At 56.3% G+C, this 12945-nt stretch carries 9 protein-coding genes; 3 read left to right on the top strand and 6 right to left on the bottom strand.

Annotation, left to right across the window (positions count from 1 at the left end):
- Nucleotides 1-129 precede the first annotated feature (129 nt).
- Both L692_RS0116445 and ligD read left to right on the top strand, forming a co-directional pair.
- On the top strand, nucleotides 130-1086 hold the full coding sequence (locus L692_RS0116445; protein WP_025701214.1) for an ATP-dependent DNA ligase: 957 nt from the start codon (nucleotides 130-132) through the stop codon (nucleotides 1084-1086).
- A 40-nt stretch (nucleotides 1087-1126) separates the two neighbouring features.
- A complete protein-coding gene (gene ligD, locus L692_RS0116450) occupies nucleotides 1127-2011 on the top strand; it encodes a non-homologous end-joining DNA ligase (protein ID WP_025701215.1) in 885 nt (294 codons plus the stop codon).
- Between the two features lie 98 nt (nucleotides 2012-2109).
- Here ligD and L692_RS0116455 read toward each other — a convergent pair whose 3' ends face one another.
- Together L692_RS0116455 and cls are read right to left on the bottom strand one after the other, a co-directional pair.
- On the bottom strand, nucleotides 2110-3018 hold the full coding sequence (locus tag L692_RS0116455; protein WP_025701216.1) for a YitT family protein: 909 nt from the start codon (nucleotides 3016-3018) through the stop codon (nucleotides 2110-2112).
- 124 nt (nucleotides 3019-3142) lie between these two features.
- Nucleotides 3143-4573, bottom strand: a complete 1431-nt coding sequence (gene cls / locus L692_RS0116460) for a cardiolipin synthase (protein WP_025701217.1) — start codon at nucleotides 4571-4573, stop codon at nucleotides 3143-3145.
- A 215-nt stretch (nucleotides 4574-4788) separates the two neighbouring features.
- On the opposite strand from cls, the gene L692_RS0116465 reads away from it, so the two are divergent.
- Nucleotides 4789-5130 carry a hypothetical protein gene (locus L692_RS0116465; protein WP_025701218.1) on the top strand — a complete coding sequence of 114 codons (342 nt, stop codon included), beginning with the start codon at nucleotides 4789-4791 and terminating at the stop codon, nucleotides 5128-5130.
- Nucleotides 5131-5349: 219 nt separating this feature from the next.
- On the opposite strand, the gene L692_RS0116475 is transcribed toward L692_RS0116465, so the two are convergent.
- From L692_RS0116475 to L692_RS29130, 4 genes are all read right to left on the bottom strand, one after another.
- A complete protein-coding gene (locus tag L692_RS0116475) occupies nucleotides 5350-6132 on the bottom strand; it encodes an ABC transporter permease (RefSeq protein ID WP_025701219.1) in 783 nt (260 codons plus the stop codon).
- Entirely contained in the window at nucleotides 6125-7051 is a 927-nt protein-coding gene (locus tag L692_RS0116480) for an ABC transporter ATP-binding protein (protein WP_025701220.1), read from the bottom strand. Before L692_RS0116480 ends, L692_RS0116475 begins: the two co-directional genes overlap by 8 nt.
- A gap of 224 nt (nucleotides 7052-7275) precedes the next feature.
- A complete protein-coding gene (gltB, locus tag L692_RS0116485; RefSeq protein WP_025701221.1) occupies nucleotides 7276-11871 on the bottom strand; it encodes a glutamate synthase large subunit in 4596 nt (1531 codons plus the stop codon).
- A 336-nt stretch (nucleotides 11872-12207) separates the two neighbouring features.
- Nucleotides 12208-12945 (bottom strand): YhgE/Pip family protein (locus tag L692_RS29130; protein ID WP_036724098.1); only part of this gene is annotated, 738 nt, incomplete at its 5' end.

Consider the following 12945-nt stretch of genomic DNA (forward strand, 5'->3'; position numbering starts at 1 on the left):
CTGGCGGCGGACGAAGGCTTGTCAGCGAATGACGGAGCCGTTCCGCTTTCCCCGGTTGCTCCCGTAATTGCCCCCAAGCCGAAGCGCCGGGGAGCGAAGAGCAAGCAGACGGTATCTTAGGGCCGGCTCATGAAATTTCAGCCCATTATTCCGTTTGAGCCGCTGATTACAGATCGGCTGCCTGCCGGAAAGCAGTGGATTGCCCAGATCAAATGGGACGGCGTCCGCATGCTGTCCTATTATGACGGAAGCTCCACCGAGCTGATCAACCGGCGGGGGAATAACCGGACAAGACAGTATCCGGAAATTGCCGACGCCAGCCAATATTGCAAGGCGGACTCCGCCATTCTGGACGGTGAAGTGATCGCTCTCGTGGAAGGAAAGCCGTCCTTTCATGAAGTTATGCGCCGCGACAGTCTGAAGAAAGACTCCGCCATTGCTTCGACGGTACGGCAGATTCCCGTTCTGTACATGGTGTTCGACATCGTATACTGCAACGGCGAATGGATGATGGACCGGCCTTTATCCGAGCGCCAGCGTCTGCTGGAAGAGATGCTGCGGCCTCATCCCCATGTGCAGGCTGTGCCGAGCTACAGCGACCCCGCCGCGCTCCTGTCCACCGCAAGGACCCACGGTCTTGAGGGCATTGTCTGCAAGGAGCTTTCGAGCGTCTATACACCGGGCGGCAAAGACAAGCGCTGGCTCAAGCGCAAAATCATTCTCGATCTCAACGCTGTCGCCGGAGGCGTTACGTTTCGGGACGGGACGGTCAACGCCCTGCTGCTTGGCTTATATGGCGCTGATGGAATGCTGCATTATATCGGACATGCGGGCACCGGTAAGCTGACCGTTAAGGATTGGCGGGATTTAACCGTTCTCGCGCGGAACCTCTCCGCAGACAGCATGCCGTTCGCTTCGCTGCCGCAGCGGGCCAAGGGCGCCTTCTGGATCAGGCCGGAGCTGGTGTTCAAGATCCATTTTGCAGAGTGGAACAGCTCCGGCACACTGCGGCAGCCCAGCATTCAGGCCAGGATCGATGCCGCTCCTACAGAGTGCCGGCTGCCGGAGCGCTTGACTGAAGCATGATCGGCTCGCCCGTAATTATTTTTCGTGGAGGAATGCAGTTATGCCAGTCGCTGTCAAAGGCTCGATCACCATCGAAGGCCAGGCCATATCCATCACCAATCCCGATAAGCCGCTGTGGCCCGAGCAGGGAATAACCAAACGCGTCTACCTGGAGAAGCTTGCCGCCCTCTCGCCTTACTTGCTGCGCTATCTTAAAGACCGGCTGCTTACGGTGATACGCTATCCGCACGGCGTTTCCGGCAAGTCTTTTTACCAGAAGAACGCTCCCGAGCCGCTGCCGCCCTATATCCGCACCGTTATGCATGAAGGGATTAATTATATTACGCTGGACAGCCTGCCCGGGCTGCTCTGGCTGGGGAATATGGCCGCGCTGGAGTTTCATCCCTCACTGCATTATGCGGGCAGCAGCCTGCCGTGTGAATGGATGATTGATCTTGACCCCTCCCGGAAGGTGGAGCCGCGCATCATGGAGGCAACGGCCATTGTCGGAGAAGTGCTGAAATCACTCGGATTGGCTTCGGTGCCGAAGACCTCGGGAGCGACCGGCGTGCAGGTAATCGTGCCGATCCGTTCCGGAAATACATTTGACCAGCTCAGGAAGGTCGGACATTTTGTCGGCAGGTATGTCACCGAGAAGCACCCTGAATTGTTCACGCTGGAGCGGCTCAAGAAGCAGCGCGGCGACAAAATCTATTTCGATTACCTCCAGCATTACGGGGGAAAGACGCTGGCCGCTCCCTACACGCCCCGTGCCCGCCCGCTGGCTACCGTCTCCACGCCGCTGACCTGGGATGAGGTGGCAAGCAATGTCTCGCCGGAGGACTATCATCTGCTCAATATTGAGGAGCGGCTTCGCTCGGTGGGCGACCTGATCGCCAAGCTGCCTCCCCAGCCGGTGGAGCAAGTTATCGCCGGTCTGCGGTAATGCGACAAGCAAATCGCTTTCGTACCTTACGCCTTAAGCAACAAAACCTCCGTCCATCGCGAAGCTGCGAAGCGGAGGTTTTGACTATGCGGCAAAGCTCAGTGAATCGATTTCTTTTTGAAGCGACCGCCCTTGACATCATGAATATTGCCGACTGCGACAAACGCGTCGGAATCCCAGTCTTCGACAATCGCCTTCATCTTGGCCTCTTCCAGCCGGGTAATGACAACGAAGATGACCTTCTTGTTATCGCCCGAGAAGCCGCCCTCTCCTTCCAGATAGGTCACGCCCCGGCCAAGCCGCTCGGTCAGCGCTTCGCCGATGTCGCGGTACTTGTCGCTGATGATCCAGACCGATTTCGACTGGTCCAGACCTTCAAGGGTGACGTCGATCATTTTGAAGGCAATGTAATAGGCAATCAACGAGAACATGGCGTTATTCCAACCAAAGACGAAGCCCGCTCCCGAAAGTATGAACAGATTGAAGAACATGACGACCTCGCCTACCGAGAACGGCAGTCTTTTTGCGATCAGAATCGCCACAATTTCCGTGCCGTCCAGCGATCCGCCGTAGCGTACCACAAGCCCGACGCCGACCCCGAGAATAACACCGCCAAATACCGCCGCTAGCAGAGGCTCCACGGTAATCGGCTGCACGGGATGCAGCAGTTGGGTGCCGATTGACATCACAACGACCGCAAACAGCGTGGACAACGCAAAGGTCTTGCCGATCTGCTTGTAGCCGACAATAAGAAAAGGAAGATTAAGAAGTGTCAGTAAAATACCGAGGGGAATATGAAAAATATGCGACAGCATAATGGATATGCCTGTTATGCCGCCATCGACCATCTGGTTTGGAACGAGGAAAATCTCCAGCGCGACGGCCATCATACTTGCCCCGATCACCATCATCACGGTACGCTGCGCCAGTTTGACTGTTTTGATTGCCCCGGTCTTCCGTGGTTTGTCAGGTTCTTGTTTAACTAGAATGTGTGGGCTCGTACCCATGAAACTCCCCCTATCCTTATCGAATTTTTGTGTTAGTCCTTATATTATATCATATTGTTGTATACGATAAGGAATGATCCGTCAGAATATCCCCGTCAAAAAATATTCGCTGTCAGCTTTCCTCTCACAGAAGGGGCGAAAGTACGCTGCAAATCTCTTCTTTCGCGCGCGCAAGCTTTCCCCGATTGCGGAAGACACCCGGATCAATCGCTTCGCAGTCCTCCAGATCGCGCCGGAACTGGCCAGCCAGCTCTTCGATACGCTGCGGGTGAAGCAGCACCGCCGACAGCTCGAAATCGGAATAGAAGCTGCGCATATCCATGTTGACGCTGCCTACAGAAGCCAGAAGACCGTCGGCGATCCAGACCTTGGCATGCATGAAACCCTTGCGGTAGCGGTAAAATTTCACGCCCGCTTCAAGCAGATGGTCCACATAGGACAGCGAGGCGTTATATACCAAGGCGCTATCAGGCTTAGCCGGGATCATAATCCGCACATCGGCTCCGCGCAGCACCGCATTCTTGAGCGCTCTCAGAATCGCCGGATCGGGAATAAAATACGGCGACGCGATCCAGACCCGGCTCTCCGCCGCGCAGATTGCGCCAAAAATCATGGCCTCGTTGGCGTCGATTTCGCCGTCCGGACCGCTGCTTATCATCTGCACCCCCTCCCTGCCTTCACAGGTGTGAACCGGGAACAGGCGCGGATGGCTCAGACGTTCGCCGGAGACCAGGCGCCAGTCTTTCAGAAACACATTCTGGATAAAATAGACAGCGTCGCCTTCCAGACGCAGATGGGTATCGCGCCAAAAGCCCATCTTCGGGTCCTTGCCCAAATACTCGTCGCCGATGTTGATGCCGCCCGTAAAGCCGACGAGACCGTCCACCACCAGAATTTTACGATGATTGCGGTAATTGATCCGTCGGCCAAATAGCGAAGCCAGCATCGGCAGAAAAAAATGCGTCTCGACCCCGGCGCCGGTCAAAGGGCGCAGGAAGCGCCGCCCCAGCTTGTGGCTGCCGAGCCCGTCGCACAGCAGGCGGACTTTTACACCCTGCCGGGCTTTGCGGATCATAACGTCCTGAAATCTTTCCCCAATGCCGTCATCGCGAAAAATATACACTTCCAGATGGATATGCTCCGACGCTGATTCCATCGCTTCCAGCATGGATTCATAGGCTTCATCCGCATTAAGCAGAATCCGGCTGGCGTTTCTGCCCGTGACCGGGCTTTCCGACAGCCGGTTCAGCAGGCGCAGCAGATCCTCGCAGCCGCTCAGCTCCAGGTTTCCGGTATCCTTCGCGCGCGTTATCAGCCGGCTCCGCTCGGCCGCATAATTATGGAGCCCCCGGCGCGTCTCTGCCGCGCGGGCTTTAACCTTGCGGCTCTGTCTGTAATCCCTGCCCAGGAAATAATAGATCAGTAGGCCGAGCGGCGGACAGCAGAACGACAGAAATATCCAGACGACAGCTCTTTGGGGACAGCGATGTTCCAGGAACAGGATGATCATGATTTGCACAATGAACAAGCACAGCGCCGCTATGAAAATTTTCATACCGTTCGAATCTCCTTTGCTATCATCCGCCGTTTTGGGGCAGGGCCATGTTTAGCTCCATAAGTACAAGACTTGCCGAAACTCTACCGCTTTATTCAACCGGCCGGATGTCATGATCCCGCCCGGGCAGGAATACATAAGTAATAGGAACAAGCGGTGACCAAACAAGCGTTCAGACCTCAGGCTAGCGGTCATGGATGCGGAAAGGAAGGGCTATGAACAGCCAATCGGACAAGATTACCCTGCTTGTCGTCCGGGATGCCGGGCGTCCGGTCAGAAAGCTCCGGATTTCCAAACCGATGGCCGTGGCCCTGCCGGCCGCGGCCATCCTGTCCCTGTCGAGTCTGATCAGCTCCATGCATTATCATGCCTCCCGCTCCATACAGGAGCTTGAAAGAGAAGCCGCCGCGCTGTCTTTGCAGAATGCGCGGCTGGAAGCCACGCTCGCGGACAGGGAGCAAGCGCTGGAGCTGGCGCAGAACGAGGCCCTGGAGCTTGTGGACAGCGCGAAGGGGCTCAAGGATCAACTGAACAGCACCGCCGCGCGGGGCCATTAATAGGGAGCGACCACGGGAACGGGATGCAGTCATACTATATGCATCCAGGCCGCCTGGATGTGTCCGGCGGCGGCAAAATGGCCAAAGAATCGGACGGGTCGGCAGCGCCGGACAGAGCACCGCTTCCCTGAACGAAAAGAAACCGTCCGCTCTTTGCAGCAGCGGACGGTTCGGACGCATTGGGACACGGCACGGCCTGTGTCCTTTCTTATTTTTCGGTCAACCGGCAACATCCCTGCGGCTGAACACAACCCAGGCCAGCAGCAGAAAGAGGACATAATAGGCGGCAAGCACCCCGATGGAGAAGCTCAGCGCGACGCCTCCCGGGCCCCTATCCGAGACCAGATAGCCGCTAAGGTCCATATGACTAAACGGCAAATACTTCGCCCATTCGAAACGGTCGGGATTGAAGATAGTGATAAACAGATTTTTAACAAATATAATGAACAGCGACAGACCGATCGCCAGACCGCTTGCGCGGAATACGCTGGAAACCATAAACGCGAGCGTGGCGGTCAGGAACAGCTCCACATAACGGCATACAATAAGCATCCCGCTGTACGCTTCCGGACTCCAGCCGCCCTGAGTCATGCCTGCACCGCCGGAGGGCAGCAGAATCAGCGAGGCGGCGAATGCGCAAACGGTCATCAGCAGCGTCGTAAGCAGGCTGAACAGCACCATGGAAATGTATTTCGACAGCAGAATTTTCGAACGGCTCCAGGGCCGGATCAGCAGCAGCTTGATCGTTCCCCAGGAGAATTCCCCCGCGATGGCGTCCGACGCAATAACTACGGTAAAGATCGTAGTCAGATTAAAAATGACACTCAACGTAATTTGAAAGCCGTCCCATTGTCCCGGCATGTTCTCCGGCGTGCTGTTCACGTATATGAGTACAGGAATCAAGACACTGAACACGGCCAGCAGAAGCAGCATGATCCAGGTGCGGGCCCGGCTGTATATTTTGACATTCTCATTATGTACGAGCGCATTAAACTTACTCAATACCTTCACCTCCGGTCATTTCCAGGAATTGATCCTCCAGTGAGACTACGACCTCTTTGATGCCGTATACTCTGACGCCGCCGCTCACAAGCTTCGCATTCAGTTCCGGGATATCCTCCCTGACCGTCTGCACGACAATTCCTTCTCCATTCCTTACCGTTCCGCCGATCAGCGTCTGGGCGGTCTGAAGATCATCCACCTCGAACACAAACTCTCCGCCCGGCGTCTGAGTGCCTTCCTCGTTCTTCAACCGGCGGACATCAATCAGCTTCCCGTTCTGAATGATGGCGACGCTGTCGCACATCAGCTCCATTTCGGACAGCAAATGGCTGGAGACGAACACGGTTGTCCCCTCTTCCCGGCAGAGCCGCCGCAGGTAATCCCGAAGCTCGCGGATACCTTGTGGATCAAGCCCGTTGGTCGGCTCGTCAAGAATTAACAGCTTGGGCCTGTGAAGCAGGGCTTGAGCTACGCCCAGACGCTGGCGCATGCCGAGCGAATAGCTCTTCACCTTGTCGTGGATACGGCTGCCCAGTCCAACAAGGTCGATGACCTCCTGAATGCGCTGTTTGTTCACGCCGCTGACCATGCGCGCATACTGCTTCAGATTCTGGTATCCGGTTAGAAACTTGTACATCTCCGGATTCTCTACAATGGCCCCCACCTGGGCAACCGCTTCTTCGAAATCGGTCTTGATGCTTCTGCCGCCGATCACAATGTCGCCCCGGCTGATCGAGATCAGTCCAACCATCATCCGGATGGTTGTCGTCTTCCCCGCGCCGTTCGGCCCGAGAAAGCCAAAGACCTGTCCCGCTGGAATATCGAGCGTTAAATCGCCTACCAGCGTCTTTGAACCGATTTTTTTGGTTACACCAAGAAGCCTGGCTACCGGTTCCGTTACTGCCGTATTTCCTGTCATGATTGTCCCATCCTTTCCCTATGAAATTTTCGGCAAGCATGCCTCATAAAGGTTAGACGCCGTTTTCTGCAATAAACCTGCAAAAAATCAAAAAATTTCTGCCGATGCGCAAAATTGTTATCCGACTGGCAAAAAGGAACGGCTCCCATGCTCAAAAAAAGCGGCAGGCTGAAAGCTTCGCTTCGGCCTGCCGCTGCTTAATTTATATTATGTCGCCCGGGGGCTTAGCCGCCTACCCGCGCCAGTTCGCGCATATTCGCTTCAAACGCGGCCATCATAGCAGCTTCACCGGTCAGACCGCTCTCTTCCACCTTGCGAATTTGGTCCATCATCCGTTTGTAATCCTTCGGAATGACACGGACGAACTTCGGAAGATTGTCGGCCCAGCCGTCCAGTACGCGCTGTCCGAGCGAACTGCCCGTCAGCTCCGTATGACGTGTGATCATGCCGCGCAGATCTTCGATCTCTTCGGCTTCCTCAACGCGCTCCAGCAGAACCATTTCCAGGTTGCAGCGGTTGATGAACGTATTGTCGGGATCGAATACATACGCAATGCCTCCGGACATGCCCGCCGCGAAGTTGCGGCCCGTTCCGCCCAGAACGACAACGCGTCCGCCGGTCATATATTCGCAGCCGTGGTCGCCCACACCTTCAACGACAACCTTGGCGCCGGAGTTCCGTACCGCGAAGCGTTCGCCGGCAATACCGCTGATATAAGCTTCACCGCTGGTCGCTCCATAGAAGCCGGTGTTGCCGACAATGATGTTCTCCTCTGCGGCAAACGTCGCTTTCGGAGACGGCTTGACGATCAGCTTGCCGCCGGAAAGGCCCTTGCCGATATAGTCGTTCGTGTCGCCCTCAACCGTAATCGTGATGCCCTTCGGCACGAAAGCTCCAAGACTTTGGCCAGCCGAGCCGGTGAAGTGCAGGCGGATCGTATCCTCCGGCAGTCCGGCGGCGCCGTATTTGCGCGTTACTTCGCTGCCAAGGATCGTGCCGACGGCGCGGTTGACGTTCGTAATCGGCAGGGATGCTTCCGTAGCCGTTCCATTTTCAATCGTCGCCGCCGCAAGCGGAAGCAGCTTGGAAACGTCCAGCGTCTCTTCCAGCCCGTGGTTCTGCTTCTTGCTGTTGAAACGCGTGCTGCCTTCAGGCAGCTCCGGCGTATGCAGCAATCCGCTGAGGTCGACGCCTTTCTTCTTCCAGTGATACGAAGCCTGAACAGCGTCCAGACAGTCGGTGCGTCCGACCATTTCTTCAATGGTGCGGAAGCCGAGACTGGCCATAATCTCGCGCAAATCCTGAGCGACGAATGTCATGAAGTTAACGACATGCTGCGGATCGCCAGCGAAGTTCTTGCGCAGATCCGGATTCTGTGTTGCGACGCCGACCGGACAAGTGTCCATTTGGCAGACGCGCATCATGATACAGCCTACCGCAACCAGCGGCGCGGTAGCGAATCCGAACTCTTCGGCGCCCAGCAGCGCAGCAACAGCCAGATCGCGGCCGCTCAGCATTTTGCCGTCGGCTTCGAGAACGACCCGGTCACGCAGATTGTTCAGCATCAGCGTCTGATGCGTTTCGGCAAGACCCAGCTCCCAAGGAAGACCGGCGTGGCGGATGGAGTTCATCGGCGACGCGCCGGTGCCTCCATCGTATCCGCTGATCAGGATAACATCGGCACGGCCCTTCGCCACACCCGCAGCGATGGTTCCGACGCCAACCTCGGATACGAGCTTGACATTGATATTGGCGCGCGGATTAGCGTTCTTCAGGTCGTAAATCAGCTCTGCCAAATCCTCAATGGAATAAATGTCATGATGAGGAGGAGGCGAGATCAGACCTACGCCCGCCGTGGAACCGCGAACCTCGGCAACCCAAGGATACACCTTGCGTCCCGGAAGCTGTCCGCCTTCGCCCGGCTTCGCGCCCTGCGCCATCTTGATTTGAATCTCGTCGGCGTTCACCAGATAGTTCGAAGTAACGCCGAACCGCCCGGATGCGACCTGCTTGATCGCGCTGCGGCGGGAATCCCCATTGGCGTCCGGAGTAAAGCGCGCCGGGTCCTCCCCGCCTTCGCCTGTATTGCTCTTGCCGCCGATGCGGTTCATCGCAATGGCCAGCGTCTCATGCGCTTCCTTGCTGATCGAGCCAAAGGACATGGCGCCGGTCTTGAAGCGTTTCATGATCGATTCCACAGGTTCCACTTCTTCCAGCGGAACAGGATTGCCGACCTGCTTGAATTCAATCAGGGAACGAAGCGTCTGATGCTTCTTGCTCTCGCCCTGAACAAGCGCGGAATACTTCTTGTACATCTCGTAATCGCCGCTGCGGACGGAATGCTGAAGCAGATGAATCGTCTGCGGGTTGAACAGATGATCCTCCCCGTCGCTGCGCCATTGGTATTCGCCGCCGGAATCCAGCACCTTGTCCTTGCCGTCCTTGTCGGAGAAGGCGCGGCTGTGATGCGCCAGTGTCTCCATGGTCACTTCCTCCAGGCCAATGCCGCCGATGCGGGAAGGCGTCCAGGTGAAGTAGCGGTCCACGAACTCGGACTTCAGGCCGACCGCTTCAAAGATTTGGGCGCCACGGTAAGACTGGATCGTGGAAATACCCATTTTGGATAGAATCTTGATCACGCTCTTCGTTGCAGCCTTGATATAGTTCTTGACGGCCTTCTCGTGCGATACGCCTCTAAGCAGGCCTTGGGAAATCATATCGTCCAGGCTCTCGAACGCCAGATACGGATTCACGGCGCTGACGCCATAGCCGAGCAGAAGCGCGTAATGATGCACTTCGCGCGGTTCGCCGGATTCCAGCAGAATCGTAACCTTCGTCCGGGTGCCTTGGCGGATCAGATGGTGATGCAGGCTCGACACGGCGAGCAGCGCCGGAATAGCCGCGTTCTCACGGTCTACCCCGCGGTCGGACAGAATAAGAATATTGTGGCCCTTCTCGATCACACGGTCGGCGGCCTCGTTCAGACGGTCAAGCGCGATCCGCAGCCCTTCGGCGCCCAGCCCGGCCGGGAACAGGGTCGGAATGGTCATCGACTTGAAGCCCGCGCGGCGCACGTGGCGGATCTTGGCGAAGTCTTCATTGGACAGAATCGGCGTATCCAGCGCGATCTGTCTACAGCTTTCCGGTTCCGGTTTCAGCAGGTTGCGCTCCGGCCCGATTGTCGTCGTCGTCGAAGTTACCAGCTCTTCGCGGATGGCGTCGATCGGCGGATTGGTTACCTGGGCGAACATTTGTTTAAAGTAGTTATAGAGCCGCTGCGGACGGTCGGACAGCACCGCAAGCGGAGCGTCGTAGCCCATGGAGCCGACCGCTTCGGCGCCGCTGGAAGCCATCGGCTCCAGCACCTTGCGCAGGTCCTCGAACGTGTAGCCAAATGCCTGTTGAAGCTGCTGAACGTTGTCATGCTTCGGATTCGGCAGTTCGGGAGCTTCCGGAAGCTCGCTCAGGCTGATCAGATGCTCGTCGAGCCATTCCTGGTAAGGATGCTCGGAGGCGATTGCCGCCTTCACTTCCTCGTCGGAAATAATGCGTCCTTCCTGCGTATCGACCAGGAGCATGCGGCCCGGTCTCAGGCGGTCCTTATACAGAACGTTCTCCGGCGGAATGTCGAGCACGCCCGCTTCGGAGGACAGGATAATCAAGTCGTCTTTCGTTACATAATAGCGCGAAGGCCGCAGTCCGTTGCGGTCAAGAATCGCGCCGATCTGCACGCCGTCGGTGAAGCCCATGGCGGCAGGCCCGTCCCACGGCTCCATCAGGGTGCTGTGGTATTCGTAGAACGCCTTCTTCTTCTCATCCATGCTGTCATGGTTGCTCCAAGGCTCGGGAACCATCATCATGGCCACATGAGGCAGGGAGCGTCCGCTCAGGTACAGAAACTCGAACGTATTGTCGAACATCGCCGTATCGGACCCGTCCGGGTTGATGACCGGCTTGATTTTGTCGAGATCGCTGCCGAATACTTCACTCTTGAACAGCGACTGGCGGGCATGCATCCAGTTGACGTTGCCGCGCAGCGTGTTGATCTCGCCGTTATGAATCATGAAGCGGTACGGATGGGCACGCTCCCAGCTCGGGAACGTGTTGGTGCTGAACCGGGAATGGACAAGCGCGATCGCCGATTCCAGAGCTTCATTCTGAAGATCGAGATAGAATGGGCCCACCTGCTCGGTGGTCAGCATTCCTTTATATACGATTTTGCGGCAGGACAAGCTCGGCAGGTAGAAGGAGTCGGCTTCCTCCGATCCGGCGTAGCGGATAGCCAGCTCCGCCCGCTTGCGGATAACGTACAGCTTGCGTTCAAAGGCAAGATCATCCTTTATATCGGCGGAACGGCCGATAAATACTTGACGGACATAAGGCTTGGCCGCCTTCGCCGTCTTGCCCAGCATTTCGTCGCAGGTTGGCACATCGCGGTAACCGAGCAGCGTCTGCCCTTCTTCGGCAATAATTTCGTTCAGGGCGCGCTCATGCGCGGCGCGGATGTCTTCATTATGAGACAAAAAGAGCATGCCGACACCGTAACGGCCCGCTTCCGGCAGTTCAAAGCCGAGCGCTTTCGCTTCTTCCGAGAAGAACCGGTGCGGAATTTGCAGCATAATGCCCGCGCCGTCGCCGGAATTCGGCTCGCTTCCCTGGCCTCCCCGATGCTCCATATTGGCGAGCATGGTTAAGGCGTTGCTGACAATCTCATGCGATGGCTTGCCTTTGATATGGGCGACAAAGCCCATGCCGCAGGCATCTTTCTCGAACTGGGGATCGTAAAGGCCCTGTTTAGGGGGCAGTTCAGTGTGTCTCATATTACGCAACCTTTCTATAATAAAGTGGGGCATTATTAATAATTATTCAACGCAGATTGGCTATATTATTTTATCATCGGCCTTACATGAGCGCAATTTAAACTTTTTTATGATGCCGATTAACATTAGCTTTTGCGACACAGCTTTACCGGATCAAAGCTTAAAAAATCTTATCCATGAATATTTATGCATTACAAATGAATAAGCGCTTATACTTTGCAAACGTTTTACCCATGTAATATTTTTGCCCAGGCTTATTGAAAACGTTTTATTTTCCTGCAATAACCAAAAAGCGCCCACAAGGGGCGCTCCTGTTTTGCCGGTCCGAAACGGGGATTATACAGACAAAACTTGTTCACTATTTAGCTCGGTTTTGGTGTCGCGTCCCCGGCTGATGAAGTACAGCAGCGTGATACAGAGGAACACGGCGCCATAGATGGCAAGCGTGCCGGCGTCGCTCCACATTCTGCCGTAATCGCCGGTGGAGATGACCGCTCTGAAGCCCTGCACGCTGTAGCTCATCGGAAGCAGCGGATGAAGCGACTGCATCCATTTCGGAATAAGCTCCAGCGGGAAGGTTCCGGCGCTTGTCGTCAGCTGGAAGATCAGCAGCACAATCCCCACGAATCTTCCGGGCTGATCCAGCCATGTCACCAGCGCCTGAATCAGCCACATGAACGACAGGCTGGAGATGAAGGTGAAGGCATAGAATCCCGGCACGCTCTGCACCTCAAGCCGGAGTCCGTAGAGCATAATCGATGCCACCACCAGCGACTGGAGAAGGCTCATAGCCGAGAAGACCAGTGTCCGGCTTACAAACCGGTTAAAGTACGAAGCCTCTTCCACTGCCGAGGAACGGAGCGAAATGATGATGGTGCACATCAACGCTCCGACGAACAGGCCCAGAGACAGAAAATAAGGAGCAAGCCCGGTGCCGTAATTCGGAACTTCGCTGAGCGTCTTCTGATTCAGCTCGACCGGCTCGGCGAACATGCCGGCGGTCTCGTCGGTTGTCTTGACGGCGCCCGTCTTATCCGCCGCATCGCTCAGCTTGCCCGCAAGCTCCGCCGAGCC

The organism is Paenibacillus forsythiae T98, assembly GCF_000520735.1.
GTDB classification, from domain to species: domain Bacteria; phylum Bacillota; class Bacilli; order Paenibacillales; family Paenibacillaceae; genus Paenibacillus_AQ; species Paenibacillus_AQ forsythiae.

Coding starts and splice junctions, on each gene's coding strand:
- ligD (WP_025701215.1), top strand. CDS start 1,127: ATGCCAGTCGCTGTCAAAGGCTCGATCACCATCGAAGGCCAGGCCATA.
- L692_RS0116455 (WP_025701216.1), bottom strand. CDS start 3,018: ATGGGTACGAGCCCACACATTCTAGTTAAACAAGAACCTGACAAACCA.
- L692_RS0116480 (WP_025701220.1), bottom strand. CDS start 7,051: ATGACAGGAAATACGGCAGTAACGGAACCGGTAGCCAGGCTTCTTGGT.
- gltB (WP_025701221.1), bottom strand. CDS start 11,871: ATGAGACACACTGAACTGCCCCCTAAACAGGGCCTTTACGATCCCCAG.
- L692_RS0116465 (WP_025701218.1), top strand. CDS start 4,789: ATGAACAGCCAATCGGACAAGATTACCCTGCTTGTCGTCCGGGATGCC.
- L692_RS0116445 (WP_025701214.1), top strand. CDS start 130: ATGAAATTTCAGCCCATTATTCCGTTTGAGCCGCTGATTACAGATCGG.
- cls (WP_025701217.1), bottom strand. CDS start 4,573: ATGAAAATTTTCATAGCGGCGCTGTGCTTGTTCATTGTGCAAATCATG.